General features: G+C 71.7%; 31 protein-coding genes, 1 pseudogene and 1 riboswitch. Of the genes and pseudogenes, 19 read left to right on the top strand and 13 right to left on the bottom strand.

Features of this window, described 5'->3' with window-relative positions; translation table 11 throughout:
• Positions 1-48: 48 nt before the first annotated feature.
• The 7 genes from BFN33_RS24695 to BFN33_RS24665 all read right to left on the bottom strand — a co-directional run bounded on the left by BFN33_RS24695 (position 49) and on the right by BFN33_RS24665 (position 5,359).
• A complete protein-coding gene (locus BFN33_RS24695) occupies positions 49-816 on the bottom strand; it encodes an urease accessory protein UreD (RefSeq protein WP_069762604.1) in 768 nt (255 codons plus the stop codon).
• Positions 813-1,490, bottom strand: a complete 678-nt coding sequence (gene ureG, locus BFN33_RS24690; protein ID WP_069762339.1) for an urease accessory protein UreG — start codon at positions 1,488-1,490, stop codon at positions 813-815. Before ureG ends, BFN33_RS24695 begins: the two co-directional genes overlap by 4 nt.
• A gap of 118 nt (positions 1,491-1,608) precedes the next feature.
• Positions 1,609-2,283, bottom strand: a complete 675-nt coding sequence (locus tag BFN33_RS24685) for an urease accessory protein UreF (protein ID WP_069762338.1) — start codon at positions 2,281-2,283, stop codon at positions 1,609-1,611.
• Positions 2,283-4,004 carry an urease subunit alpha gene (locus tag BFN33_RS24680; RefSeq protein ID WP_069762337.1) on the bottom strand — a complete coding sequence of 574 codons (1,722 nt, stop codon included), beginning with the start codon at positions 4,002-4,004 and terminating at the stop codon, positions 2,283-2,285. The genes BFN33_RS24685 and BFN33_RS24680 overlap by 1 nt, the downstream gene beginning before the upstream one ends.
• Positions 3,997-4,308, bottom strand: coding sequence for an urease subunit beta (locus BFN33_RS24675; protein WP_069762336.1), 312 nt, complete (start codon positions 4,306-4,308; stop codon positions 3,997-3,999). The genes BFN33_RS24680 and BFN33_RS24675 overlap by 8 nt, the downstream gene beginning before the upstream one ends.
• 9 nt (positions 4,309-4,317) lie before the next feature.
• On the bottom strand, positions 4,318-4,620 hold the full coding sequence (locus tag BFN33_RS24670) for an urease subunit gamma (protein ID WP_069762335.1): 303 nt from the start codon (positions 4,618-4,620) through the stop codon (positions 4,318-4,320).
• A gap of 88 nt (positions 4,621-4,708) precedes the next feature.
• Positions 4,709-5,359 (bottom strand): TetR/AcrR family transcriptional regulator, encoded by a 651-nt coding sequence (locus BFN33_RS24665; RefSeq protein ID WP_069762334.1) that lies wholly within the window; start codon positions 5,357-5,359, stop codon positions 4,709-4,711.
• Positions 5,360-5,481: 122 nt separating this feature from the next.
• Between BFN33_RS24665 and BFN33_RS24660 the strand changes: the two genes are divergently transcribed.
• A complete protein-coding gene (locus tag BFN33_RS24660) occupies positions 5,482-6,465 on the top strand; it encodes a hypothetical protein (protein ID WP_069762333.1) in 984 nt (327 codons plus the stop codon).
• A gap of 53 nt (positions 6,466-6,518) precedes the next feature.
• On the opposite strand, the gene BFN33_RS24655 is transcribed toward BFN33_RS24660, so the two are convergent.
• Complete coding sequence (locus BFN33_RS24655) at positions 6,519-6,797, bottom strand: type II toxin-antitoxin system Phd/YefM family antitoxin (RefSeq protein ID WP_069762332.1); 279 nt, start codon at positions 6,795-6,797, stop codon at positions 6,519-6,521.
• Positions 6,798-6,867: 70 nt separating this feature from the next.
• Here BFN33_RS24655 and BFN33_RS24650 point away from each other — a divergent pair, with 70 nt between their 5' ends.
• The 4 genes from BFN33_RS24650 to BFN33_RS24635 all read left to right on the top strand — a co-directional run bounded on the left by BFN33_RS24650 (position 6,868) and on the right by BFN33_RS24635 (position 9,508).
• Positions 6,868-7,503, top strand: coding sequence for an ATP-dependent Clp protease proteolytic subunit (locus BFN33_RS24650; RefSeq protein ID WP_069762331.1), 636 nt, complete (start codon positions 6,868-6,870; stop codon positions 7,501-7,503).
• Positions 7,504-7,510: 7 nt separating this feature from the next.
• Entirely contained in the window at positions 7,511-7,816 is a 306-nt protein-coding gene (locus tag BFN33_RS24645) for a hypothetical protein (RefSeq protein ID WP_069762330.1), read from the top strand.
• Between the two features lie 300 nt (positions 7,817-8,116).
• A riboswitch (cyclic di-AMP (ydaO/yuaA leader) is annotated at positions 8,117-8,328 on the top strand.
• A 3-nt stretch (positions 8,329-8,331) separates the two neighbouring features.
• A complete protein-coding gene (locus tag BFN33_RS24640; protein ID WP_069762329.1) occupies positions 8,332-8,805 on the top strand; it encodes a C40 family peptidase in 474 nt (157 codons plus the stop codon).
• Positions 8,806-8,899: 94 nt separating this feature from the next.
• Positions 8,900-9,508: a DUF6328 family protein gene (locus tag BFN33_RS24635; protein WP_069762328.1), complete on the top strand. Its 609-nt coding sequence runs from the start codon at positions 8,900-8,902 to the stop codon at positions 9,506-9,508.
• Here BFN33_RS24635 and BFN33_RS54540 read toward each other — a convergent pair.
• Positions 9,444-9,593: pseudogene (locus BFN33_RS54540) on the bottom strand (LysE family translocator); the annotation flags it as partial. The gene BFN33_RS24635 and the pseudogene BFN33_RS54540 overlap by 65 nt on opposite strands.
• 105 nt (positions 9,594-9,698) lie before the next feature.
• Here BFN33_RS54540 and BFN33_RS51395 point away from each other — a divergent pair.
• The gene (locus BFN33_RS51395) at positions 9,699-10,079 is read left to right on the top strand and encodes a LysR substrate-binding domain-containing protein (RefSeq protein ID WP_370743316.1); all 381 of its coding nucleotides are present in this window, start codon (positions 9,699-9,701) and stop codon (positions 10,077-10,079) included.
• Here BFN33_RS51395 and BFN33_RS24625 read toward each other — a convergent pair.
• Positions 10,051-10,509, bottom strand: coding sequence for an ATP-binding protein (locus tag BFN33_RS24625; RefSeq protein ID WP_069762326.1), 459 nt, complete (start codon positions 10,507-10,509; stop codon positions 10,051-10,053). The two genes, BFN33_RS51395 and BFN33_RS24625, sit on opposite strands and share 29 nt — an antisense overlap.
• Before the next feature lie 213 nt (positions 10,510-10,722).
• Here BFN33_RS24625 and BFN33_RS24620 point away from each other — a divergent pair, with 213 nt between their 5' ends.
• Together BFN33_RS24620 and BFN33_RS24615 are read left to right on the top strand one after the other, a co-directional pair.
• Positions 10,723-11,583: a helix-turn-helix transcriptional regulator gene (locus BFN33_RS24620; RefSeq protein ID WP_069762325.1), complete on the top strand. Its 861-nt coding sequence runs from the start codon at positions 10,723-10,725 to the stop codon at positions 11,581-11,583.
• A 9-nt stretch (positions 11,584-11,592) separates the two neighbouring features.
• Positions 11,593-11,814 (top strand): DUF397 domain-containing protein, encoded by a 222-nt coding sequence (locus BFN33_RS24615; RefSeq protein ID WP_059207621.1) that lies wholly within the window; start codon positions 11,593-11,595, stop codon positions 11,812-11,814.
• A gap of 38 nt (positions 11,815-11,852) precedes the next feature.
• Here BFN33_RS24615 and BFN33_RS24610 read toward each other — a convergent pair whose 3' ends face one another.
• A complete protein-coding gene (locus BFN33_RS24610; RefSeq protein ID WP_069762324.1) occupies positions 11,853-12,980 on the bottom strand; it encodes an 8-amino-7-oxononanoate synthase in 1,128 nt (375 codons plus the stop codon).
• Positions 12,981-13,128: 148 nt separating this feature from the next.
• Between BFN33_RS24610 and bioB the strand changes: the two genes are divergently transcribed.
• From bioB to BFN33_RS24590, 4 genes are all read left to right on the top strand, one after another.
• Positions 13,129-14,289: a biotin synthase BioB gene (gene bioB, locus BFN33_RS24605; protein WP_069762323.1), complete on the top strand. Its 1,161-nt coding sequence runs from the start codon at positions 13,129-13,131 to the stop codon at positions 14,287-14,289.
• Entirely contained in the window at positions 14,282-15,568 is a 1,287-nt protein-coding gene (locus BFN33_RS24600; protein ID WP_069762322.1) for an adenosylmethionine--8-amino-7-oxononanoate transaminase, read from the top strand. Before bioB ends, BFN33_RS24600 begins: the two co-directional genes overlap by 8 nt.
• 1 nt (position 15,569) lies before the next feature.
• Positions 15,570-16,286 (top strand): dethiobiotin synthase, encoded by a 717-nt coding sequence (bioD, locus tag BFN33_RS24595; RefSeq protein WP_069762321.1) that lies wholly within the window; start codon positions 15,570-15,572, stop codon positions 16,284-16,286.
• Between the two features lie 123 nt (positions 16,287-16,409).
• Positions 16,410-17,099, top strand: a complete 690-nt coding sequence (locus BFN33_RS24590) for a class I SAM-dependent methyltransferase (RefSeq protein WP_069762320.1) — start codon at positions 16,410-16,412, stop codon at positions 17,097-17,099.
• On the opposite strand, the gene BFN33_RS24585 is transcribed toward BFN33_RS24590, so the two are convergent.
• Entirely contained in the window at positions 17,100-17,474 is a 375-nt protein-coding gene (locus BFN33_RS24585; protein ID WP_057610595.1) for a hypothetical protein, read from the bottom strand.
• Complete coding sequence (locus BFN33_RS24580; RefSeq protein ID WP_007380443.1) at positions 17,471-17,695, bottom strand: hypothetical protein; 225 nt, start codon at positions 17,693-17,695, stop codon at positions 17,471-17,473. The genes BFN33_RS24585 and BFN33_RS24580 overlap by 4 nt, the downstream gene beginning before the upstream one ends.
• Positions 17,696-17,918: 223 nt before the next feature.
• Here BFN33_RS24580 and BFN33_RS24575 point away from each other — a divergent pair, with 223 nt between their 5' ends.
• From BFN33_RS24575 to BFN33_RS24545, 7 genes are read left to right on the top strand one after another with little or no spacing between them, the layout of a single operon-like run.
• Positions 17,919-18,731: an ABC transporter ATP-binding protein gene (locus BFN33_RS24575; protein ID WP_069762603.1), complete on the top strand. Its 813-nt coding sequence runs from the start codon at positions 17,919-17,921 to the stop codon at positions 18,729-18,731.
• 4 nt (positions 18,732-18,735) lie between these two features.
• Entirely contained in the window at positions 18,736-21,303 is a 2,568-nt protein-coding gene (locus tag BFN33_RS24570) for an ABC transporter permease (RefSeq protein WP_069762319.1), read from the top strand.
• Positions 21,304-21,352: 49 nt separating this feature from the next.
• Positions 21,353-22,243 carry an LLM class F420-dependent oxidoreductase gene (locus BFN33_RS24565; RefSeq protein ID WP_069762318.1) on the top strand — a complete coding sequence of 297 codons (891 nt, stop codon included), beginning with the start codon at positions 21,353-21,355 and terminating at the stop codon, positions 22,241-22,243.
• Between the two features lie 57 nt (positions 22,244-22,300).
• A complete protein-coding gene (locus BFN33_RS24560) occupies positions 22,301-22,726 on the top strand; it encodes a GNAT family N-acetyltransferase (RefSeq protein ID WP_069762317.1) in 426 nt (141 codons plus the stop codon).
• Between the two features lie 49 nt (positions 22,727-22,775).
• On the top strand, positions 22,776-24,101 hold the full coding sequence (locus tag BFN33_RS24555; protein WP_069762316.1) for a hemolysin family protein: 1,326 nt from the start codon (positions 22,776-22,778) through the stop codon (positions 24,099-24,101).
• Positions 24,098-24,853, top strand: coding sequence for a hypothetical protein (locus BFN33_RS24550; RefSeq protein ID WP_069762315.1), 756 nt, complete (start codon positions 24,098-24,100; stop codon positions 24,851-24,853). Before BFN33_RS24555 ends, BFN33_RS24550 begins: the two co-directional genes overlap by 4 nt.
• Positions 24,850-25,863 (top strand): hemolysin family protein, encoded by a 1,014-nt coding sequence (locus BFN33_RS24545; protein ID WP_069762314.1) that lies wholly within the window; start codon positions 24,850-24,852, stop codon positions 25,861-25,863. The genes BFN33_RS24550 and BFN33_RS24545 overlap by 4 nt, the downstream gene beginning before the upstream one ends.
• Positions 25,864-25,910: the final 47 nt, after the last annotated feature.

The following is a 25,910-nucleotide window of genomic DNA, read 5'->3' as shown; positions in this document are numbered from 1 at the left end:
GCCTTCTTTGCCAATCCGATAAACGGAAGGGGTCGTTCGCTGGGCGGACTAGGCGCTAAGGGCCGCCAGCGCCTCGTCCAGTACCCGGCGCAACAGCAGGGCGTCCGGGGCCACGGCGGTGACGAGCGCGGCGGGCCCTGCCAACGGTACGACGGCGGCGCCCTCGCCGAGCACCTGTGCCGTCACCGGCTCGTCGACGAACTCCGGCCGTACGACCAGAAGTTGACCGACGGCTCGATGTCCCGCGAGCACGGCCGGCCCGTCCCAGCCACCCGGCGCCCCGGGCCCGCAGGCCAGCTCCTGATCGAGCACGGTGCGTCCCGCGACGCGCAGCACGAGCCGGCTGCTGAGCCTCCCGGGCTCCTCCCCGGCCCGCCCCAGGACCTGCTCCTCGCGCAGCACGAGCCGACTCGTCGCCCCGAGGTCGATCCGCGTGGTGACACACAGGTCGCTGCCACCGGCGGAGATCAACTGCTCGGGCAGCCAGTGGAGTTCGCCGCCGTCGGCGACGGTGAGCCGGACGTCGTAGCGGGCCTCGCCCTTGGTCTGCCCCGGCAGGGCGATGGTGGCCGCGGCCGATCCGAGGCGCAGTCGAGCGCCGTCCAGGACGTCGGCCTCCACGGTGAAGTGGTCGCCGCCGAGGGGTCCGCTCATCGCGCCGACGAGCATGACCCGCGTCTCGGTACCGCTCCCCCGGGTCCGCCGCAGCGCCAGCGGCCCGTCACTCTCCAGCACGGGCAGGGCCGTACCGCCGCGCCCGTCGTCCCGGGCGACGATCCGCGCGGTGGCGCGTACTCCCGTCCCGGGCGCGGTCATGCCGTCCACGCGGCGTGCTGCGCCCGGACCCAGTCGGCGACGTCCGTGACCCCGGCCTCGCCGCGCAGTGACTGGAGGACGACCGGCAGTTCGGCCCGCTGGGCCTTGGCGTCGGCGGCCATCCGCGCGAGGTCGGAGCCGACGTACGGGGCCAGGTCGGTCTTGTTGACGATGAGCAGGTCGGCGGTGGTGACGCCGGGGCCGCCCTTCCTCGGGATGTCGTCTCCGCCCGCCACGTCGATGACGAAGATCTGCGCGTCGACGAGCCCCTTGGAGAAGGTGGCGGTGAGGTTGTCGCCGCCGCTCTCCACGAGGATGAGGTCCAGGGGGCCGACCTCGTCCTCCAGGTCCTCGACGGCTTCGAGGTTGGCGGAGATGTCGTCCCGGATCGCGGTGTGCGGACAGGCGCCGGTCTCCACCGCGGTGATCCGCTCCGGGGGCAGCACGGCTTCCCTGAGCAGGAACTCGGCGTCCTCACGGGTGTAGATGTCATTGGTGACGACGGCGAGGGACAGTTCGTCGCGCAGGGCCCGGCAGAGGGCGGCGACGGTGGCGGTCTTGCCGGAGCCGACGGGGCCGCCGAGGCCGATGCGGAGGGCTCGGTGGGAGCCGTCCGGGCGGTGGGCGTCGGCGCTTACTGCGGCGGGGCCGTCGTGGTGGTGGTCCAGGTGCATGTACGGCTCCTATGGTTCGTGGTCGGGTGCGGGTGCGTGGGGGCTGGTCGCGCCCCGCGGCGGAGCCGCAAATCGATGCAGCCCCGCGCCCACAAATAAAGTGGGTGACCTGGGCCCTCTACGATGCGAACAGGCGTACTGGCCATGCCGCGTGCAGCTCGGCGGCGATCTCCAGCAAAGGCGCTGAAGCCGCGGGCAATGCGTCGGGCCCCTCGTCGACAGCCCTCCGCGCCGCCTCCACCGCCTGGTCCGCGACGCGGTCCAGCTCCGGGGCCAGCCGCGCCAGTGCACCCGTGGCGTCGAAGGGGTCCAGACTCAGCAGCCTCACCGTCGCCGACGCCGGCCCGCTCACGCTCTCGTACGCCGCGCAGTACGCCGCGTCCACGGCCTCAAGCCCCGCCGCCCGGGCCGCCAGTCCCAGGACCACCGGCTGGTGTGCTCCCTTGGGGAACTCACGTGCCAGTGCGTCGAGTTCGAGGGACGGCCAGGTCGCCCGGGCCGCCCGCATCAGCTGGCGGCCCAGCTTGCGTGCGGCCGTCCGCAGTGCGGGGGACGGGGTGCGGGCGTCCGCGGCCTCGTCCAACAGCCGCGGGTCGACGCCGAGCACGGCCGCCGCGGCGAGCGCGGCCGACACCAGCCCGGCCGTGTGCAGCCGGCCCCGGCAGAAGGACTCCAGGCTCGCCGCGTCCGTGATCCGGCCCGCCCTGACCGCCGCCTCGGCCCCGCCGGAGTGTGCGTGCCCTCCGGCGGGGAACCGGCCGTCGGCCAGGACCAGAAGTGCAGCCCTGGACATCAGAAGAGGAAGTAACGCTGGGCCATGGGCAGTTCGGCTGCCGGCGTGGCCTCCACCAGCTCACCGTCGATGTGTACGGCGAAGCTGTCGGGGTCGACCCGTACGTCGGGCCGCGCGTCGTTCTCCCGCATGTCGGCCTTGGTGACCCCGCGCGTCGACTCGATCGCCACGAACATCTTCCCGAGCTGGAGCCGCTCCGGCAGCCCGTCCTCTATGGCGAGGGGCGCCACGAAGTTGAAGGAGTTGGACGCGGGCGCCCGCCCGATCGCCCCGAACATCGGCCGGGGAAGGATCGGCTGCGGGGTCGGAATCGAGGCGTTCGCGTCGCCCATCTGCGCGTAGGCGATCTGCCCGCCCTTGATCACCAGATGCGGCTTGACGCCGAAGAACGCGGGCTCCCACAGCACCAGGTCGGCCAGCTTGCCCGTCTCCACCGAGCCCACCTCGTGAGCGAGCCCCTGAGCGACGGCGGGGTTGATCGTGTACTTGGCGACATAGCGCCGTACGCGATGGTTGTCGGCGCGTCCGTCCCCCGGCAGCGCACCCCGGCGCCGCTTCATGACATGGGCGGTCTGCCAGGTCCGCATGATGACCTCGCCCACGCGTCCCATGGCCTGGGCGTCGGAGGAGATGATCGAGATGGCGCCCAGGTCGTGCAGGATGTCCTCGGCGCCGATGGTCGTGGGCCGGATGCGGGACTCGGCGAAGGCCAGGTCCTCGGGCACCGCCGCGTTGAGGTGGTGGCACACCATCAGCATGTCGAGGTGTTCCTCGGCGGTGTTGACGGTGAAGGGACGGGTCGGGTTCGTCGAGCTGGGCAGCACGTGCGGCTGGGAGACCACGGTCATGATGTCCGGCGCGTGCCCGCCGCCCGCACCCTCGGTGTGGTAGGCGTGGATGCCCCGTCCGGCGATCGCGGCGAGTGTGTCGCCCACGAAACCGGCCTCGTTGAGGGTGTCCGTGTGGATGGCGACCTGGATGCCGGTCCGCTCGGCGACGGTCAGCGAGGCGTCGATGACGGCAGGGGTCGAGCCCCAGTCCTCGTGCAGCTTCAGGCCGAGGGCGCCCCCGCGGATCTGCGACAGCATCGCCTCGTGCGAGACGGTGTTGCCCTTGCCGAGGAAGCCGATGTTGAGCGGGTACTGCTCCATCGCCTCCAGCATCCGGGCGAGGTGCCAGGGGCCGGGGGTGACGGTGGTGGCCTTGGAGCCCTCGGCGGGGCCGGTGCCGCCGCCGACCAGGGTGGTCACCCCGGACGCCAGCGCCTCGTCGGCGATCTGCGGGCAGATGAAGTGGACGTGCGCGTCGATGGCACCGGCGGTCAGGATCCGGCCGTTGCCCGCGATGATCTCGGTCTCCGGGCCGATCACCAGGTCCGGGTGGACCCCGTCCATGGTGTCGGGGTTGCCCGCCTTGCCGATGCCGGTGATCCGGCCGTCGCGGATGCCGACGTCGGCCTTCACCACGCCCCAGTGGTCGACGACGACCACGCCCGTGATGACGGTGTCCGGGGTGCCCTCCGCGCGCGTGGCGCGCGACTGGCCCATCGACTCGCGGATGACCTTGCCGCCGCCGAACACGGCCTCGTCGCCGGCGAGCCCAGGACCGCCGGAACGATCCTCCTCGACCTCGATCAGCAGATCGGTGTCGGCGAGCCGGATGCGGTCGCCGGTGGTCGGGCCGAACAGGTCGGCGTAGGCGGCACGAGAGATCTCAGGCATCGAGGGCACCTCCGGTCTCCCCGCGCAGCCCCGGCACCACGCGGGCGCCGGTGAGCGGGACGAGTTCCACCTCGGCCGGGATGCCGGGCTCGAAGCGCACGGCGGTGCCGGCGGCGACGTTCAGCCGCTTGCCGCGCGCGGCGCCGCGGTCGAACTCCAGGCCCGGGTTGGCCTCGGCGAAGTGGTAGTGGGAGCCGACCTGGACCGGGCGGTCGGCGGCGTTGAGGACGGTCAGCCGGGTGACCTCGCGGCCCTCGTTGTAGGCGATCGGCCCGTCGGCGAAGAGGATCTCTCCGGGAATCATCGGGGCCCCTCAGACGATCGGGTCGTGGACGGTGACGAGCTTGGTGCCGTCCGGGAAGGTCGCCTCGACCTGGACGTCGTGGATCATCTCGGGGATGCCCTCCATGACGTCGTCCCGGGTGAGCAGCTTGCGCCCGGAGGCCATGAGCTCGGCCACGGTACGGCCGTCACGCGCGCCTTCGAGGATGTGTGACGTGATGAGGGCGACCGTCTCGGGGTGGTTGAGCCTGAGCCCGCGGGCCCTGCGCTTCTCGGCCACGTCGGCCGCCACATGGATGAGCAGCCTCTCTTGCTCGTGCGGGGTCAGTTGCACGTCCCACCTCACAGTCCTCGCTCCGGACCGTGCGGGGTCCGGCTGCCGCTGCCCCGGGGCAAAGTCCCTGGTGGCGTGGATCGGCAGGCTAGTGGGATCCGGTTTCAGGCACGTTAACCGAGCTGTGATCCCGCATGCTCATCAACGCCCGTAGACCGTCCCGCAGGGACTCGGCGGGGGTCGGTCCGAACAGGGCCTGCTGGGCGAGGAAGCCCATCGCGGCCGCCATCATCGTGCGGGCCACGTCCTCCGGGGGCACGTCCGGCCGCATGATTCCGGCCTCCTGGTACGCCCCGACGATCCGCGTCCAGGTCTCGCGCACGGCGCCGTAGCCCTCGCGCAGGAGGGCCGCGAGCTCGTCGTTGCGGAGGGTCTCGGTCCACACCTGGACCACCAGCCGCGGGAACGCCGGCCGCCCGTCCACGGTCAGGGACTCCTTGGTGGCGAGGACGCGGCTGAGCACGGACGCCACCAGGAGGTCCGGGGGCGGGGGCGGGCTGCTGTGGGCCGCCTCCTCGAAACCCTCGTGGACCTGGCCGAGCACCTCTCCGACGATCGCGCCGATGAGCTCCTCCTTGCCGCTGAAGTAGCGGTACACGGCCCCGGCCGAGAGGTCGGCCTCCTTGAGGACGTCCTGCATGGACGTGGCGTGGAAGCCGTTGCGGGCGAAGCAGACGGCGGCGCCGTCGAGGATCTGCCGACGCCGGGCGTCGAGGTGTGCCTGGGATACGCGAGCCATACCCACAAAGTAAAACGAACATTCCTTCTTGACAAGCGGCGGCAACAGCGGGACCGTGGGGACCGAGACTAAAACGAACGATCCTTCTTTTTAACGGGGCCCCGGCCCCGGAGAGGACCCGCATGTCCACCCGTCGCACGATCGCGGTCATCGTCCTCGTGCCGCTGCTCGCCGCCCTGGCGCTGTGGGCCTTCGCCTGGCCCGCCGCCCGCACCGCCCCCCGCGACCTGCCGCTCGGCGTGGCCGGGCCGGCCGCCGCGACCGCACAGATGGAGAAACAACTACGGCAGCACGAGGGCGCCTTCGAGATCCATCACTACGCCGACGAGGCGGCCGCACGTACGGCGATCGAGGACCGGACCGTATACGGCGCGGTCGTCGCGACCGCGCAGGGACCGGAGTTGCTCACGGCATCGGCCGCGAGCCCGGTCGTGGCCCAGCTCCTCCAGCAGGCCGTGGGCCGGCCGGCCGCCGCGAGCGGCACCGAGGTGAGGACGGTGGACGTCGTCCCCGCCCCGGCGTCCGACCCGAGGGGGGCGGCCTTGAGCAGCTCCGTGCTGCCGCTGGCCCTCGCCGGGATCATCGCGGGCGCCATGGTGACGCTGCACGGGCTGCGCGGATTCCGCGCGGTGACCGCGCTGGTCCTCAGCGCCGCCATGGTGGGCGCCGTCGGGGCCGCACTGGCCCACAGCTGGCTCGGCGTCCTGACCGGGAACTGGTGGGCGGAGGCCGGGACGTTCGCGCTGTCGAGCCTGGCGGTGAGCGCGGCCGTGGCGGGACTGGCCGCCCTCGTCGGATACGCGGGGATCGGCGCCGTGGCACTCGTGGTGATGTTCCTCGGCAACCCGTTCTCGGGTGCCGCCTCGGCCCCGCAGCTGCTGCCCGACCCCGTCGGCACGATCGGCCAGTGGCTGCCGCCGGGCGCCAGCGCGACCCTGCTGCGCTCGGTGTCGTTCTTCGACGGGGCGACGGCGACCGGGCCCGTCCTGACCCTCACCTGGTGGGCGGCGCTGGGCCTGGGAGCCGTGATCCTCGGTAACGCGCTGAAGGCGCGGACCAAGGGCACCACGCCCGCCACCGAGCGTGAACTCACCTCCGTCGGCTGACCGAACCCGCTTTTCCGCGCCCCCGGCCCCTCTGGTCGGGGGCGCCCGCGTCGCTACGAGGCGCCGGTCCCCCGGTGATGCGCCGCGATACCGAACCGCTGCTGTTCGCGGGGAGCGGACGCCACCTCCCGCACGGTCGAGACCGCGCTGACCACCTGCTCGTCGACGGGTTTCCGGAGGTCCTCCAGCTGTTCGAGGTCGGCCGCGGAGACCAGGGCGACCAGCGGCTTTCCATGCCGTGTGACGACGACGCGCTCACCGCCGTACACCACCCGGTTGATCAGGTCGGCGAGCTCAGCCCTGGCTTGCGTCACCGGAATCTCGTAGGCCATACCCCCATCATAACGTCACGTACGTCCTGTACATTTTTTACAGACAGCCTGTCGCCAGGAGGGGTACGCCATGACTCGACCCACCGCCCGTTACGTCCTGCCCGAGTTCCACGAGCGCACGAGCTCCGGGCACAAGACGATGGATCCGTACTCGAAACTGCTGGAGGAGCGGATCGTCTTCCTCGGGACCCGGATCGACGACACCTCGGCGAACGACCTGATGGCGCAGTTCATGTACCTCGAGTACCAGGACCCGGACCGGGACATCTCGCTGTACATCAACTCCCCCGGCGGCTCGTTCAGCGCGATGTCGGCGATCTACGACACGATGCAGTACGTCAGTTGTGACGTGGAGACGACATGCCTCGGGCAGGCCGGCTCCTCCGCGGCCGTGCTGCTGGCCGCCGGCACCCCGGGCAAGCGTTCCGTGCTGCCGGGCGCGCGGGTGGTGATCCACCAGCCCGCGCTGATCGAGCCGGTCCAGGGGCAGGCGAGCGATCTGGCCATCCAGGCCGACGAACTGATCCGGGTGCGGGGCCGCCTGGAGGAGATGCTCGTCCGGCACACCGGGCGCAGCCCCGAGCAGGTGAGCGAGGACATCGAGCGGGACAAGATCCTGGACGCGCGGGGCGCCCTGGACTACGGCCTCGCGGACGCGATCGTCCCGAGCCGCAAGTCCTCGCGCACCACGCCGGACGCGAGGTGAGCCGTAGATGGTGCCGGACCTTCCACCGCTGCCCGCCCTCACGCGCGCCGAGGGCGAGCTGATCGACCGTTATCTCGACGTGGTCGACCTGCTGGGCCGGATCAACCCGGCCCGGCGCGAGGACACCTACGGCGGACTGCGCGCGGCGCAGGCGCTGGTGAGCAGGGCGACCGAGCTGCGCGACGCGCTCGTGCTGATGCACGGCCGGGGTGAGCGCGAACTGCACGCCGCGACGCTGGCACGAGCGCTTCGGGTTCTGGACGGCGAGCGGCGCACGTCCCGGGTCACCGTGCCGCCCGAGCCCGACAGTTGACGCGGCGTCCGGAGCTGAGTCGAAACGGACCAAACGACGTACCCCCTATTGGAGGAGGCGCGGCTCCTTTTTCGCGAGCGTCAAGGTTGCACAACGCACGTGGTCCGGTATCGATATGAGGAGTTCCTGTGCTGGTCCGGGGCTCCTCGGACCCTCGACACGCCTTCGTTCGAAGGGGTGTTCACCCAAACGGGTGGGTGGTGAGTAACACCACAAATGCTCGGTTCCGTTGGGCTTTTCGCACTTCCGTGCGCCAAGATCCGTGACTGACGACAAGCCCCCGCCACAGCGGCGGGGCGGTCCGGGCGGACGCCGAGTCCTGCCGCCGCCCGGATGACCGGTCGACAGAAGTGGATCGGCAGGAGTGGAGGACCCACGCACGACGGGTCGCCGGGACGGTCACGCCATGACCGGGCCGAGCAGCCCTTGGGGTGAAGCCGCGTCAGCGGCCGGGCAACTTCGCCAGCCCGAATCCGACAGGTCATCCTTCACAGGCGGCTGACGAAGGGTTGCGCATGACTGCGCTCAATCGCGTCCCGTCGCTGATGGTCCGGGCCGGTACGGCCTCGGCCTTCGCCATCGCCGCTGTGGGCGGCTCCGTCGTGGTTCCGGGTGTCGCAGCCGACGCCGCCGCCGCGACGCCGGCGACGAAGGCACTCAAGGTCGCGGCCTCCAAGAAGGGCTCGCCGTACAAGTACGGCGCCACGGGGCCCCGCCGCTTCGACTGCTCAGGGCTCACGCTGTACTCGTTCAAGAAGGCGGGCAAGAAGCTCCCTCGTACGGCGGCCCAGCAGTACAACAAGACCCGCCATATCTCCTCGGGCAGCCGCAAGGCCGGTGACCTGGTGTTCTTCCACTCGGGTTCGAACGTCTACCACGTCGGCATCTACGCCGGGAAGGGAAAGATCTGGCACGCCCCCAAGACCGGGGACGTGGTGAGGCTGCAGAAGATCTGGACGAAGGCCGTCTGGTACGGCCGGGTCAAGTGACGCCCCCGAGGGGGTGGCGGCGACCTGACCTCCCGCCGCCCCCTCGGGTCTTCCCGGACGCGTGACACGGGCTGAGGTGGTTACCCGTGACGGCATGGCCGACCACCGCCCGTGCACCGCCCGCAACGAGACTCCGCTGGAGCGCGCCGACCGCAATTTCGGCGAGCTGCTCCAGGAGCTGCGCGTCACGCAGACCGGGGTGCAGATCCTCTTCGCCTTCCTGCTGACGTTGGCCTTCACCCAGCGCTTCCCGACCCTCGACTCCTTCCAGCGCGCCACGTACGTCACCACGCTGCTTCTCGCGGTACTCGCGGCGGCCCTGTTCACCGCGCCCGCCGCCCTGCATCGCTCGCTCTTCCAGCGCGGCGCCAAGGCCCGCATCGTGCAGGTCTCCTCCCGGCTGGCCACGGTCGGCATGGGGGTTCTGGTGCTGGCGTTCACCGGGTCGGTGCTGCTCGTGGTGGACGTGACGACGGGCCGGGCCGGCGGTGTGGCCGCGGGCGCGGCGACCCTGCTGGTGTGCCTGGGCCTGTGGTGGCTGCTCCCCCGGCTGGTCAGGAGGGCGGGCCTCGCCGAGGAGCGCCGGACGGCACAGCCGCAATCGGCGCCCGCGCCCGCGCCCGCGAAGCGCGAGGTGGTCAGGCCGCGAGCAGCGGCTCGGCCAGGAGCATCACACCGAGACCTGTCGACGCGACCGCGGTGACCCCGGCGACGGCCCGGGCCGCCCGCGGCCGGCGCAGCCACCGCCCCAGCCGGTCCACGAGCACGGCCACCGCCTGGAACCACACCGTCGGATCACCGCTGTGGCGACCGGCGAGATCGGCCTGACGCAGGCCTATGAGCCGGGTGCTCCCGCCCTCACGGCCAGATCCTCGTGACCGCCCCCCACTGGCATGCCCGCGCGCGGCTCTACGCGGCTGCCGCTGGCGGAGCTCGCCGGTGAGCCGCTGATCAGCATGGCGCCGGACCATCCGGCCCGGCGGGAGGTGGAGGCGGTGCCGTCGGTGCTGGTCGCGACCCCTGGACACGCCCTGGTGTGCGCGCCGGCCAGCGCCGGACTGGGGGCCGGGGTGGTGCCGGAGATGGTGGCCCGGACGGCGGCCACGCGGCTGCTGGAGGTCGGCACGTTGCGCCGTACGATCTCGGTCGTCCACCGGACCGGCGAGGCGGCACCGCGGCGGACGCCTTCCGGGCGCTGCTGCGGTGCGGGGGACCTTCGGACGCGCACGGCCCGTATGACCCCTGTTACGGCTCCTGCTGCCCCGCCGCCGTGACCGGCTGCACCGGTACCGTCCACGGGAGTTCGATGGAGACGGTCTTGCCGCCTTCCCGGGTGGGCCTGATTCTCAGCTTGCCGCCGCACTCGGCGGCGAGCCAGCGGATGATCACCATCCCCCGTCCGTTGTCCTGCTGAACCGCGGCCGGCAGCCGCTTGGGGAAGCGGGGGTGGCTGTCGGTCACCCCGATGCGCAGGTGTTCGTCACGGTCCAGCTCGATGTCCACCGTGAAGGTGGGTGACTGCCCGAAGGTGTGTTGTACGGCGTTGGTGGTGAGTTCGGAGACAATGAGCCGGACGGTCTCGGCGGCGTCCGTGGTGGACGGCAGCCCCCACTCCGCCAGTGTGCTCAGGACATAGGTGCGGGCCGCGGAGACCGAAGCGGGTTCGCTCGGCAGGGTGACGGATGCTTCCAGGTGGTCTGCCATGGCGACGTCGTCCCTTTCCCACGGGACCGAAGCCCGACACGGTGCGGATGGTTCGAGTACGGTCCCGGACTGGTGGTTCTTCGTCAGAGTGCCATTACCGAGGCCGTGACGAGTGCCGATCCACCAAGATGTGCATATATCTGTCGCTCAAAGCGGTGAACTCTGCGACGCGAGACCGTATTTGGGCGGCTCGTAAGGAGTAAGGAGTAGCCCATGCAGCACGGTCCCGCGGTGCGCCGCCGGAAACTGGGCGCCGAACTGCGCGCGCTGCGCACGAGCGCGGGGCTCACCAGCGGTGAGGCGGCCCGGCTGGTGGGCTGGCACCAGTCGAAGGTGAGCCGCATCGAGACCGGTGCCAGCGGGGTCAAGCCGGCCGATGTGCGGTTACTTCTCGACGCCTACCGCGTGGGGGACACGAATCTGAGGGAGCTGCTGCTGGTATTGGCGGGCTCCGACGAGAGCGCCGGCCGGCACCACTGGTGGCACGCGTACCGCGGTGTCCTGCCGCCGACCTACCGGGACTTCATCAGTCTGGAGTCCCAGGCGAGCGCGATGCGCACACTGGAGACCTCGGTCGTGCCGGGGCTGCTGCAGACGCCCGAGTACGCCCGCGCGGTGACCCGGGCGGCGGTGGACGGCCTCGACGACGAACGTCTCGACGCGCTGGTCGAGGTCCGGCTGGCCCGGCAGGACATCCTCCGTGCACAGCCGCCACTGGAGTTGAGTGCCGTGCTCGACGAGGCGGTGCTGCGGCGGGAGGTCGGCGGGCCCGAGGTGATGTCCCGGCAGCTGAAGAGGCTCCTGGAGGCGGCGCGACTGCCTCAAGTGCGGCTGCAGGTACTGCCGTTCACGGCCGGGGCGCATGTGGGCATCACCGGGCCTTTCGTAATCTTCTCATTTCCGCGCACTTCTGATCTGGATGTGGTTGTTCTCGACCACTTGACGAGTAGCCTCTATCTCGAGCGGAAAGAAGACCTCCAGGCCTACACCGAGGCCTTCAACACCCTTCGGATCCACGCCCTTTCGCCCGAGGACTCGTTGGATTACCTCGCCGGGATGGGTGACGGCGCGTAAGGAGGCACCATGTCTGCATTGCCTCGGAACGTAATCTCAAGTACCGAACTGCCCGAGGTGCGCTGGCTGCGCAGCAGCTACAGCACCGGAGCGAACAACTGCGTCGAGACGGCGAGGCCGTCGGCCGGGCCATGTGCCGGGCTGCTCGCCGTCCGCGACTCCAAGAATCCGGACGGACCCGCGCTGCTCTTCTCCCCCGAGAGCTGGGCGGGCTTCACAGCCGCGTTCTGACCGTCAGTCCACCAGGAGCACGGCCGTGTCACGCCGACTCATGGTCGTGTTTCCCCGATCACACGCACAGCACGTTCGATCTGCTCCTCGGAGAGGTCCGCGCGGGCGGTCAGCCTGAGCCGTGAGATGCCGTCGGGCACGGAAGGGGGCCGGAAACAGCCCACGAAGAGCCCGGCGGCACGGCAGTCGGCCGCCCACTGCACGGCCTCCTCCGGGGAGGGCGCGCGCACCGAGACCACCGCGGCGTCCGGACGTACCGCTTCCAGACCCGCGGCGGTCAGGCGTGCGTGCAGTCCGGTCGCCACCTCGCGCGCACGTGCGGCCCGCTCGGGCTCACGGCCGAGCAGCCGCAGGGCCGCGAGGGCGGCTCCCGCCGACGCGGGGGCCAGGCCGGTGTCGAAGATGAACGTCCGCGCCGCGTTGACCAGGTGCTCGACGACCCGTGCGGGGCCGAGGACGGCACCGCCCTGGCTGCCGAGCGACTTGGACAGCGTGACCGTGACGACCACGTCGTCGGCGCCCGCGAGCCCCGCGGCGTACGGGGCTCCGCGGCCGCCGGCGCCGAGCACACCCAGGCCGTGGGCGTCGTCGACGACCAGGCCCGCGCCGTGCTCCCGGCACGCCCCGGCGAGGCCGTCCAGGGGCGCCGCGTCGCCGTCGACCGAGAAGACCGTGTCGGACACGGCGACGGCGGGACCGTCGTGCGTACCGAGCGCCTTGCGCACCGCGTCCGGGTCGGCGTGCGCGACGACCTGGGTGGTACCGCGGGCCAGCCGGCAGCCGTCGATGAGGGAGGCGTGGTTGCCCGCGTCGGAGACGATCAGCGAGCCGTGCGGAGCGAGCGCGGTGACGGCGGCCAGGTTCGCCGCGTATCCGGAGGAGAAGACCAGCGCCGCCTCGAAGCCGCAGAACTCGGCCAGCTCGCGTTCGAGTTCGCCGTGCAGTTCGGTGGTGCCGGTGACGAGCCGGGACCCGGTGGCACCGCCGCCCCAGGTCCGCGCGGCCGCCGCGGCGCCTTCGACGACCTCTGGATGGCGGGCCAGACCCAGGTAGTCGTTGCTCGCGAGATCGAGCAGCGGCGAGTCGGCCGGACGCGGCCGCAGGGTCCGTACGAGTCCGGCCCGCCGGCGCGCGGCCGCCTGCTCGTCGATCCAGCCGAACGCCATGGGTCCTCCGGGGCTTTTGTAGACAACGGACAGACCCTAGCGGCAGCAAACGCTACCCACGGTGTGGCAATACCCACACGTCGAAGCGGGTGTGTTGTGCGATCCCTACCTTGGCCCCGGGCAGGTCCGTACGACAGGATCGGCTCTCATGGACCTGCTGAACACGCTGGTGGACAAGGGGCTTCGGCGCGAGCTGCCGACCCGCGAGGAGGCGCTGGCCGTGCTGGCCACGTCCGACGACGAGCTGCTCGATGTGGTGGCCGCGGCCGGGAAGGTGCGCCGGCACTGGTTCGGACGGCGGGTGAAACTCAACTATCTCGTCAACCTGAAGTCCGGGCTGTGCCCCGAGGACTGCTCCTACTGCTCCCAGCGGCTCGGCTCCTCGACCGGCATCCTGAAGTACACCTGGCTCAAGCCGGACGAGGCCTCCAAGGCCGCGGCGGCCGGCCTCGCGGGCGGCGCCAAGCGGGTGTGCCTGGTGGCCTCCGGGCGCGGTCCGACCGACCGTGACGTGGACCGGGTCGCGGGCACCATCAAGGCGATCAAGGACCAGAACGAGGGCGTCGAGGTGTGCGCCTGTCTCGGTCTGCTCTCCGACGGCCAGGCCGAGCGGCTGCGCGAGGCCGGCGCGGACGCCTACAACCACAACCTCAACACCTCCGAGTCGACCTACGGCGACATCACGACCACGCACACCTACGCCGACCGCGTCGACACCGTGACCAAGGCGCACGCGGCCGGTCTGTCCGCCTGCTCGGGCCTGATCGCCGGCATGGGCGAGAGCGACGAGGACCTGGTCGACGTCGTCTACTCGCTGCGCGAGCTGGACCCCGACTCCGTTCCGGTGAACTTCCTGATCCCGGTCGAGGGCACCCCGCTGGCCAAGGAGTGGAACCTCACCCCGCAGCGCTGCCTGCGCATCCTGGCGATGGTCCGCTTCGTCTGCCCGGACGTCGAGGTTCGCATCGCGGGCGGCCGCGAGGTCCATCTGCGCACCATGCAGCCCCTCGCCCTCAACCTCGCCAACTCGATCTTCCTCGGCGACTACCTCACCACCGAGGGCCAGGCCGGCCAGGCCGACCTGGAGATGATCGCGGACGCCGGGTTCGAGGTGGAGGGCGCGGGCGAGGTGACGCTGCCGGAGCACCGGGTGACGGGCGGTTGCCATGAGAGCGCGGACTGCGGGTCGCAGGGCGGCGGGGTCTGCGGTACGGCCGCCCCGGCCGCGCCGACGGTGAGCGAGCCCCGTACAGACCTGGTCGCCGTCCGCCGTCGAGGTGCAGGAACGGATCTCGCGCCCAATGCCTGATCTGTCCGGCCTGTCTGTGACGGAGCTGCTGGCGCTCGACCGGCGGCACGTGTGGCATCCGTACGGTCCGATGCCCGGCCGGGTCGACCCGCTCGTCGTGGAGTCGGCGAGCGGGGTGCGGTTGAAGCTCGCCGACGGCCCGGAACTGGTCGACGGGATGTCCTCCTGGTGGTCGGCCATCCACGGCTACAACCACCCGGTGCTGAACGAGGCGGCGCGGGAGCAGCTCGGGCGGATGAGCCATGTGATGTTCGGCGGGCTCACCCACGAGCCCGCCGTCCGGCTCGCGAAGCTCCTTGTCGACATGTCTCCCGACGGCCTCGAGCATGTCTTCCTCGCCGACTCGGGGTCGGTGTCGGTCGAGGTCGCGGTGAAGATGTGTCTGCAGTACTGGCGCTCGCTGGGCCGTACGCGCAAGCAGCGCCTGCTGACCTGGCGCGGCGGCTACCACGGTGACACCTGGCAGCCCATGTCGGTGTGCGACCCCGAGGGCGGGATGCACGAGCTGTGGTCCGGGATCCTGCCCCGCCAGGTGTTCGTGGACGCTCCGCCGGCCGAGTACGAGGAGTCGTACGCCGACGAGCTGCGCGCGGCGATCGAGCGGCACGCCGACGAGCTGGCCGCGGTGATCGTGGAGCCGGTGGTGCAGGGTGCGGGCGGGATGCGGTTCCACTCCCCCGCGTATCTGCGGGTGCTGCGCGAGGCGTGCGACGCGCACGACGTGCTCCTGGTGTTCGACGAGATCGCGACCGGTTTCGGGCGCACGGGCGCCCTGTTCGCCGCGGGGCACGCCGCGGTCACACCGGACGTGATGTGCGTGGGCAAGGCGCTGACCGGCGGTTACATGACGATGGCGGCGACCCTGTGCACCCCTCGCGTGGCCGACGGCATCTCGCGGGGCGAGGTGCCGGTACTGGCCCACGGCCCCACCTTCATGGGCAACCCGCTCGCCGCGTCGGTGGCCTGCGCCTCGATCGAGCTGCTGCTCGGGCAGGACTGGCTCACGGAGGTCAAGCGGATCGAGGCGGGGCTGCGGGAGGGGCTGGAGCCGGCCCGCGCGCTGCCGGGCGTGCGGGACGTGCGGGTCCTGGGCGCCATCGGGGTCGTACAGCTGGACCACGAGGTCGACATGTTGGCCGCGACGGAGGCCGCCGTGCGCGAGGGCGTGTGGCTGCGGCCGTTCCGCGACCTCGTCTACACGATGCCGCCGTACGTCACGGGAGACGATGACGTGGCACGGATCGCGCGTGCGGTGTGCGCCGCCGCTCGGGAGGGATGACATGCCGGTACTGGTGATCACGGGGACGGGCACGGAGGTCGGCAAGACCGTCGCCACGGCCGCCGTCGCCGCCGCGGCGCTCGCCGCCGGACGGACGGTCGCTGTCCTGAAGGCCGCGCAGACCGGCGTACGGCCGGACGAGCCCGGGGACGCCGACGAGGTGGCGCGGCTCGCGGGTGCCGTGACGCAGGCCGAAGTCGCCCGCTTTCCCGAGCCGTTGGCCCCGGCCACGGCCGCGCGGCGGGCCGGTATGAAGCCGGTGCACCCTCATGAGGTCGCCGAGGCCGCCGCCAAGCTGGCCACCGAGCACGACCTGGTGCTCGTGGAGGGAGCCGGCGGACTGCTCGTCCGCTTCGACCACGAGGGCGGGACACTGGCCCACGCGGCGGAGCTGCTGCGGGCGCCGGTCCTGGTCGTGGCGTCGGCGGGCCTGGGCACGCTGAACACCACAGAACTGACGGCCCGTGAACTTCGTCGTCGCCGACTGGAGTTGGCGGGCGTGGTGATCGGCAGCTGGCCCGACTCCCCCGACCTGGCCGCACGTTGCAACCTCGCGGACCTGCCGGACGTGTCCGGGACCCCGCTGCTCGGCGCCCTGCCGGCCGGCGCGGGCCGCCTGACCCCGGCCGACTTCCGTGCCGCGGCGCCGGGTTGGCTGGCACCACGACTGGACGGGACGTGGGACGCGGAGGCGTTCGGGATGCGTGAGGCTCCCTGAACCACCCCCCACCGAGCCACGGGCAGCGAGCGACTTCACGCGGTGAGCGTCCGCAGGGGTGCGACGGGGTCCCGCGGGGGACAATTGCGGTGAGGTAGGTCCTGTCCGGTGAGGGAGGCTGCCATGGCGCTGCGGTCCGCCGGTTCCGGCAAGGTGTCCCGGGACCCCGTCCACCATCCGCTGTTCGCCCGGTACTACGCCCGGGTCAGTGTCACCGCCGAGAGCAGGTGGGGCATGGCCCGGGTGCGGGAACGGCTGCTCACCGGGCTGTCCGGGCGGGTGATCGAGATCGGCGCGGGCAACGGCCTGAACTTCTCGCACTATCCCGGCACGGTCTCCGAGGTCGTGGCGATCGAACCGGAGCGCCGGCTCAGGCAGCTGGCGGCGGAGGCCGCCCTGCGCTGCGAGGTGCCGGTCGACGTGGTGCCCGGCGCCGCGGAGGCGCTGCCCGTCAAGAGCGAGGCCTTCGACGCCGTGGTGATCTCTCTGGTGCTGTGCAGTGTGCGCGATCTGCCGCGCGCGCTCAGCGAGGTGCGCCGGGTGCTGCGGCCCGGCGGGACCGTGCGCTTCTTCGAGCACGGCAGCGGCGGCGGCCCGGCGATGCGCTTCACCCAGCGCGCCCTGGACCGCACGGTGTGGCCCGCGCTGAACGGCGGCTGTCATCTGGCCCGCGACCCGGTCGCCGCGCTGCGGGACGCCGGGTTCGAACTCGGCCCCTACCGGCGGGTCTCGATGCCGGAGAAGGGGCCCACGCTGCCTACGTCCTTCTGCGTGCTGGGCACCGCCTGGCGGCCACCGTCGGCGGAGCACTGATCACAGGGTCCACCTCTGCAGCTCGCGCGCGATGTCGTGCAACGAGGCATCGCCCTTCTTGGCCACCTTGGCGAGGTCACGGACGAGCTCGGGCGACGTGACCACCCTGAGTCCGCTCGCGACGAGATAGGCGTACCCGACCGCGCACGCGAAGAGCGCGTTGGTGCGCTCCAACGCCGGGACGTGGATGAGGAGTTGCAGCAGCGCGGCGGCGCGCAGATGCGGGCTGTCGTAGACGGGGATGTCGAATATCTCGGCCTGGTGGCGTGCCACGGCGGCGACCAGGGCGCCCCAGTCGATGACCTGGGGATCACCCGGGGTCTTCTGCTCGGCGAGCATCAGAAGCCAGGCGAGATCGATGTGCAGATCGCTCAACGAGTCTCGTGGTCCTTGCCGAACTCCTCCGCGAAGACGGATTCGTACTGCTTCATGAAGTCGGCCGCGGCCTCCACGAAGGCCTGGCCCGCTTCACCGGTGTCCTTCATGACCAGCTCCTCGATGTAGCGGTTGACGCTCACGCCACGGGCGAGGGCACGTTCACGGGCGGCGCGGGCGGTGCCCTCGTCCACCCGCACGTTCAACTGAGTCTTCGCCATGCTTCGAAGCTAGCGCCGAAACGCTAGCGCCCGCAAGAGGGTCCACCCCCGGGTGGAATGTGCCCCTTACATCGGTATCGGGGGCACGACCTGGGGCGGAGACCGTCTCGACCGCACGGGGGATACCCGATGTGGGGTGGATCACATTACGCTCGGCCGGATGAGGACCACCCGGTCCGAGAGCACCGTCCACGAGCGTCCGTCCACGAGCGAGGAGAGAGCCTTGTCCACAGCTGCTGCCGAGCACGTTCCCGGTGCCGTTCCGGCCGACGGGATCGCGGCCCGCGCCCGCGGTCTGACCAAGGCGTACGGCTCGGGCGAGACGGCCGTGCTCGCCCTCGACTCGGTCGACGTGGACATCGCGCGCGGCCGCTTCACCGCGGTCATGGGGCCCTCGGGCTCGGGGAAGTCCACGCTGATGCACTGCCTGGCGGGGCTCGACACGGTGTCGGCCGGTCAGGTGTGGCTCGGCGACACCGAGATCACGGGGCTGAAGGAGCGCGAGCTGACCAGGCTGCGCCGGGACCGGATCGGGTTCATGTTCCAGTCGTTCAACCTGATCCCGACGCTGAACGCGGCGGAGAACATCACCCTGCCCATGGACATCGCGGGCAAGAAGCCCGACGAGAAGTGGCTGGACCAGGTCATCGACACGCTGGGGCTGCGGGACCGGCTCAAGCACCGGCCGTCGCAGCTCTCGGGCGGTCAGCAGCAGCGCGTCGCCTGTGCCCGCGCGCTCGCCTCCCGGCCCGAGCTGATCTTCGCGGACGAGCCGACCGGCAACCTCGACTCCCGGGCCGGACTGGAGGTCCTCGGGTTCCTGCGCGAGGCCGTCGACCAGCTCGGGCAGACGGTCGTCATGGTCACCCACGACCCGGGCGCCGCGGCCCACTCGGACGTGGTGCTGTTCCTCGGGGACGGGCGGCTCGTGGACCGCATGGAGCGGCCCACCGCGGAGGCCGTACTGGAACGCATGAAGCGGTTCGACGTGATCCGGAGTCAGTCCCAGGAGGCATCCGGGGCCGGGGAGGCCTGACGCCGTGCTGAAGGCGACGCTCCGCAGTTTCCTCGCGCACAAGGGTCGGCTGGTGCTCTCCGCGCTGGCCGTGGTGCTGTCCGTGGCGTTCGTCTCGGGCAGCCTGATCTTCTCCGACACGCTGAGCCACACCTTCGACCGGCTCTTCGCCTCGACCGCGCCGGACCTCACCGTCAGCCCCAAGGAGGACCTGAGCGAGGCCATCCCGTCCGGGACGACGGCCACCCTGCCGGCCGCGCTCGCCGACCGCGTGTCCCGGGTCGACGGCGTCGGCGCCGCGCGCTTCGACGCCGAGGACGACGGGATCACCGTCGCCGACTCCGAGAACGAGTCGGTGGGTTCGACCACCGGCGCCCCCACCATCGGCACCGACTGGAACCCGACCTCGCGCAGCCCCGTGAAGCTCACCTCGGGCCACGCCCCGCACGGCCCGTCCGAGGCGCTGCTCGACTCGGAGACCGCCGACCGCAAGGATCTGCGCATCGGCGACCCGCTCACCGTGATCGCGGCACCGGGCTCCTTCAAGGTCCGGATCGTCGGCATCGTCACGTTCACCACCACCAACCCGGGCGCCACGCTGCTGTACCTGGATCCACCGACCGCGCAGGCCAGGCTGCTCGGTTCCTCGAAGGCCGCCACCAGCATCTCGATCGACGCGGCACAGGGCGTCAGCAACGACCAGCTCAAGCAGCGCGTGGCCGCCGCGCTCGGAACGCGCACCTACGAGTACCGCACCGCCGACGAGCAGGCGAAGTCCGACGTCGACCAACTCGGCGGATTCCTCGACGTCATCAAGTACGTCATGTTGGGATTCGCCGGCATCGCCGTCCTGGTCGGCATCTTCCTGATCGTCAACACCTTCTCGATGCTGATCGCCCAGCGCACCCGTGAACTGGGCCTGTTGCGCGCCCTGGGCGCCGACCGCCGCCAGGTCCGCCGCTCGGTGCTCACCGAGGCGACCCTGCTCGGACTGGTCGGCTCCACGGTAGGGCTCGGCACGGGCATCGCGCTGGCCGTCGGGCTCATTTCGCTGATGAACGCCTTCGGCATGAACATCCGGACGAGCGAGATGGTCATCGGCTGGGGAACACCCGTGGCGGCCTACGTCGTCGGGGTGGGCGTCACCTTCGTCGCGGCCTATCTCCCAGCCAGGCGTGCGGCCGGCGTCTCCCCCATGGCGGCCCTCGCGGACGCCGAGATCGCCGGGATCGGGAAGCCGCTGCGCACGCGGGCGATCGTGGGCGGGATCGTCGGCGCGGCGGGCGCGGCCGCGCTGGTGGGCTGTGTCACCTCGTCGAAGACGGCGTCCGCGGCCTCCCTGCTGGGTCTCGGTGTCGTCCTGACGCTCCTCGCCACCGTCATCGCGGGCCCGCTGCTGGTGCGGCCGGTGATCCGGGTGCTGGGCGGCGCCTTCCCCGCCCTCTTCGGCCCGGTCGGGCGGATGAGCCAGCGCAACGCCCTGCGCAATCCCCGGCGTACCGGCGCCACCGCGGCGGCCCTGATGGTGGGCCTCGCCCTGGTCGGCGGGATGTCCGTGGCCAGCGCCTCGATGTCCAAGTCCTTCGACGATCAGATCGACAAGACGCTGGGCGCCGACTTCGTCGTGCAGAACGGCAACTTCCTGCCGTTCCCGCAGGAGGTCACGGAGGCGGTGCGCAGGACCGAGGGCGCCGGGCTCGTCGTACGGTCGAGGTTCGCACCCGTCGCCGTACGGCTGCCGGACGGCAAGCGCGTCGAGACCACCGCCGCGGGGTACGACCCGCAGCTCGACGAGGTCGCCCACATCACCTACGCGCAGGGCGACACCGCGGCCGCGCTCGCGTCCGGTCACCTGGCCATGGACCTGGACTTCGCGCGCGACCACGACGTGAAGGTCGGCAGCAGGATCCCGGTCGAGTTCCAGGGCGGGCGCCGGACCGAACTGACCGTGGGCGCCCTCACCGACCAGGACTCCGCGGACGGGTTCGGGACGCAGGGCGGCATCTACTTCGGCCTGCCCACCCTGGAGCGGTTCGCGCCGGGCGGCCAGGACTCCGCGCTGTACGTGAACGCCGCCTCCGGTGCCGACGCCGACCAACTGCGCGCGGCCCTGGAGAAGACGCTCGACCCGTATCCGCAGGTCCAGGTGCGCGACCTCGCCGACTACAAGGACCTCGTCCACGACCAGATCGCCGTCCTGCTCTACCTCGTGTACGCGCTGCTCGGGCTCGCGATCGTCATCGCCGTGCTCGGTGTGGTCAACACCCTCGCCCTGTCGGTCGTGGAGCGCACCCGGGAGATCGGGCTGCTGCGCGCCATCGGGCTCGCCCGGCGTCAGCTGCGCCGGATGATCCGGCTGGAGTCGGTGGTGATCGCCGTGTTCGGCGCGGTCCTCGGGCTCGCGCTCGGGCTGGTGTGGGGGGTGTGCACCCAGCAGGTGCTGGCGCTTCAGGGCCTGAACGCGCTGGCCATCCCCTGGGGCACGATCGTCGCGGTCGTCGTCGGCTCGGCGGTGGTGGGCATCGTGGCGGCGCTGCTGCCGGCATTGCGTGCATCACGCATGAACGTACTGGCGGCGATCGCGCACGAGTGATGCAATCGCGGGGCAGACGGCTCAAGTCGCTTATCGCTGAGGAGAGTTCATGCCCCGCCCATTTCGCTTCGCCGTCAACCTGACCGCCGCCGCCACCGACGAGGACTGGCGCGCCAAGTGCCGACAGGCCGAGGAACTCGGTTACGACGTGATCCTGGTCCCCGACCATCTCGGCAAGGTCGCGCCCTTCCCCGCGCTGGTCGCGGCGGCACAGGTCACCGAGCGACCGCGCCTCGGCACGTTCGTCCTCAACGCGGGCTTCTGGAACCCGACGCTGCTGGCCCGCGAGGTCGCCACGGTGGACGCCCTCACCGGCGGGCGCCTCGAACTCGGCCTGGGCACCGGCTATGTGCAGGCCGAGCACGACAAGGCGGGATTGCCGTTCGGCTCGGCGGGCGAGCGGGTGGACCATCTTCGGCGCACGGTCGAGGCGTTGGAGCGGCTGTTGTCCTCGGCGGACCATGTGCCGCAGCCGGTGCAGCGGCCCCGGGTGCCCCTGCTGATCGGCGGCATAGGCAACCGGATGTTGCAACTGTCCGCCGAGCACGCCGACATCGCGGCCTTCACCGGGGCGACCCTGGTGCCGGGGAACACGACCGGGAAGCTGACCCCGACCAGCGCCGAGCAGCTCGACGAGCGCGTCGGGCGCTATCTGCAACTGGCCGAGGGCCGCAAGGAACCGGCCGAACTGAACCTGCTCATCCAGATGGTGGTGGTCACCGACGACCGCGAGGCGGTGGCCACGCCGTTCCTGCACCGGGTGCCGGACCTGACCCTGCAGCAGGCGCTGGATCTGCCCATCATGCTGATCGGCACGGTCGAGGAGATCGTCGCGCAGGTGCTGGCCCAGCGCGAGCGGTACGGCTTCACCTATCTGACGGTGCTTGAAGCCTCCATGGAGGCGTTCGCACCGGTGATGGCGCGGCTGCGCGGCCGGTAACCGTCCGGATCCTGGAATTGCCCGTGCCGGGCGGAACCGGCGTGGTGGGATCGCCGTATGACCGACCTGCGGATACGGGCCGCGACGCCCGACGACCTCGACACCGTGCTGGCCTTCTGGAAGCAGGCCGCCGAGGGGACGAGCATCAGCGACGACCGGGACGGCGTGGAGCGGCTGGTCACCCGGGACCCCGAGGCGCTGATCCTCGCCGAGCTCGACGGTGAACTGGCCGGCACGGTCATCGCCGGCTTCGACGGCTGGCGGTGTCACCTCTACCGGCTCGCGGTGCACCCGGAGCGTCGGCGGCGAGGCATCGGGGCGGCGCTGCTCACGGCCGCCGAGGAGCGGTTCGTGCGGCTCGGCGGGCGGCGCGGGGACGCGATGGTGCTGGTGCGCAACGAAACGGCACAGCACGCGTGGCGCGCGGCGGGGTACGCGCCCGAGGAACAGTGGCGGCGGTGGGTGAAACCCTTCGCCGGGTAGGACGGGCGATCCTGGGGACCCTGTCCGACCATGGGACGGAGGTGACCCGATGACCGAAGTGCTGCTCCTGCTGCTGGCGATCCTGCTCTCGCTGGCCTGCGGTGCCTTCGTGGCGGCGGAGTTCTCGCTGACCACGGTCGACCGAGGGCAGCTGGAGCAGGCGGCGGAGCGCGGCGAGCGGGGCGCGTCCGGCGCCCTCAAGGCCGTACGGCATCTGACGTTCCAGCTGTCCGGGGCGCAGCTCGGGATCACCGTCACCAACCTGGTTGTCGGCATGCTCGCCGAACCGTCGATCGCGGCACTGATCGCGGGGCCGCTGGAGTCGCTCGGGATCCCGACGTCCACCTCCCGGTCGCTGGCGCTGGTGCTGGGCACCGCGCTGTCGACGGTGTTCCTGATGGTGGTCGGGGAGCTGGTGCCCAAGAACTGGGCGATCTCCTCGCCGTTGGCCATGGCCAAGCGGGTGGGCACCGCGCAGAGCTGGTTCAGCGCGGCCTTCCGCCCCTTCATCACGCACCTCAACAACATGGCCAACCGGGTGGTGCGCCGCTTCGGTCTCGAGCCCGCCGAGGAGCTGGCCTCGGCGCGCGGGCCGCAGGAGCTGGCCGCGCTGGCCCGGCACTCAGCCCGGGCGGGCGCGCTGGAGGCGGACACCGCCGAGCTGTTCGTGCGGACGCTCAACCTCGCCGACCTGACCGCGGAAAACGTGATGACCCCGCGGGTGCAGGTGATCGCCCTGGACGTCCAGGCGACCTGCGAGGACGTGGCGAACGCGACGCGTGCGACCGGGCTGTCCCGGTTCCCCGTCTACCGCGGCAGCCTCGACTCGGTCGTCGGCATCGCGCATATCAAGGACGTCCTGGCGGTACCGGCCGAACGCCGGCCCCGCGCCTCGGTCGCCGAGCTGCTGCGCGAGCCGCTGCTGGTGCCCGAGTCGCTCACCGTGGACCGGCTCCTGGACCGGCTGTCCGGCAAGCGCACGATGGCGGTCGTCATCGACGAGTACGGCGGCACGGCGGGCGTGGCCACGCTGGAGGACATCGTCGAGGAGGTCGTCGGCGAGGTACGGGACGAGCACGACCCCCACGAGACGTCCGACCTGGCCCCCGCGGGCACCGACGAGGAGGGCAGGGAGCTCTTCGTGGCCGACGGTTCGGCACGCACGGACCAGCTCGCACGCGTCGGCCTGCGGGCGCCCGAGGGGCCCTACGAGACGCTGGCCGGACTGCTGGCGACGGAACTCGGCCGGATTCCGGCCGTCGGCGACTCGGTGGAGGTCGCAGGCTGGCGCCTAGACGTGCTGGACGCCCAGGGCCGCCGGGCCGCACGGGTACTGCTGCACGCACCCCTGCCCGGGGAGGCGACCGGGTCATGACCGCCGTCCAGCGAACGGAGGAGGGGGCCCGCGGGGTGGCCGTCTCACGGCCGTACGAGGGACTCCACGGGGTGACCGTCTCACGGCCGCCGCATGAGGGGGCCCGAGCGGTGGCCACCGCCGAGTCGCCCCAGGGGGCCCGCGTCATGACCGTCGTCCAGTCACCGGAAAAGGGGACCCGAGCGATGACCGCGGCCTGGTCGCCGGAAGCAGCCCGCGCCGCGGTCACCCACCACCCACCGCCGGAGGGGACCCGCGCGACGGCCGCTCCCCGGCCGCCCGAGGCGCGGGTGCTGCACGCGCCCCTGACCGGGGATGGCAACCGGATCATGACCGCCGTCCACCCGCCGAAGGAGAAGGCCCGCGCGATGGCCACCGCCGAGTCGGCGGAGGGGACCCGACCCATGACCGCCGTCCAGCCGCCCAAGCATGGAACCCGCGCTATGACGCCCGCCCAGGCACCGATGGAGGGGGCCCGCGCCACGACGGCCTCCCGACCGCCGAAGCGGGTGGCCCGCGCAATGGCCACTGCCCAGTCGCCGGAGGGGACCCGAATCGTGACCGCCGTCCAGCCGCCCAAGCAGGGAACCCTCCGCGCAACGACCCCGGTCCAGTCACCGGCCGAGGGGGCCCGCGCCAGGACCGCCACCCACCCACCGCCGGAGGGAACCCCCACAACGCCCCCCGCCCTGCCACCGCCGCCCCGCGCCACAGCCGTCCCCCAGCCGTCCGAGCGGAGGGTCGAGGGATGACCGTCGTCCAGTTGTTGATCGGGCTGGCGACTCTTGTCGTCAACGCCTTCTTCGTGGGGGCCGAGTTCGCGCTGATCTCGGTGCGGCGCAGTCAGATCGAGCCCCACGCCGACCAGGGAGACCGGCGGGCGAAGAGCGTGCTGTGGGGGCTGGAGCACGTGTCCGCGCTGATGGCGGCGGCGCAGCTCGGGATCACGTTGTGCACGCTCGTCCTGGGTGTGGTCGCGGAGCCCGCGATCGCGCATCTGCTGGAGCCGGTGTTCCACGCGGTGGGTGTACCCGAGGGCGCGGGGCACGCGGTGTCCTTCGTGATCGCGCTGACCCTGGCGACCTACCTGCACATGCTGCTCGGCGAGATGGTCCCGAAGAACATCGCCCTCGCGGAGCCGGTCCGCAGCGCCCTGCTGCTCGGGCCGCCGCTGGTCACGCTGGCACGCGGGCTGCGTCCGGTGATCTTCGCGATCAACGCCTTCGCCAACGCCCTGCTCAAGCTGCTGCGCGTGGAGACCAAGGACGAGGTCACGGCGACCTTCTCGGACGCCGAGCTCGCCCGGATCGTGCGGGACTCCGGCGAGGCGGGCCTGATCGACGAGCGGGCGCGGGAGCGGCTGCACGACGCCCTGGAACTGGGGCGCCGGCCCGTGCGGGACGTGGTGCTCCCCCTGGAAAGGGTCGTCTACGCGCGCGTGGGCGTCACGCCGGAACAGCTGGAGGCGCTGTCGGCCGAGTCCGGGTTCTCACGGTTCCCGGTGGTGGACGAGGGGCGGCGGATCGTCGGCTACCTCCACGTCAAGGACGCGCTGGACGCCTCGCCGCGGGATCTGCCGTTCCCGGTGCGGGACATGCGGCCGATCGCGCGGATCCGGGAGAGCACGCCGCTGGACGACGTACTGACGGCGATGCGGCGCAGCCGTACCCATCTGGCGGCGGTGCTCGGCGCGGACGGGCGGCTGGCGGGGTTGGTGACGATGGAGGACGTGCTGCGGGAACTGTTCGCACGGCGGGTGTGAGAGGCGATTCGGGGCCGAGGGCGACCGACCGTCGGGTATGTGCAGCG

The sequence above is a fragment of the Streptomyces sp. LUP47B genome (genome assembly GCF_001746295.1).
Classification (GTDB): Bacteria; Actinomycetota; Actinomycetes; order Streptomycetales; family Streptomycetaceae; genus Streptomyces.
Note: the sequence above shows the minus strand (reverse complement) of the source record. Positions and strands in the feature narration are given on the sequence as shown.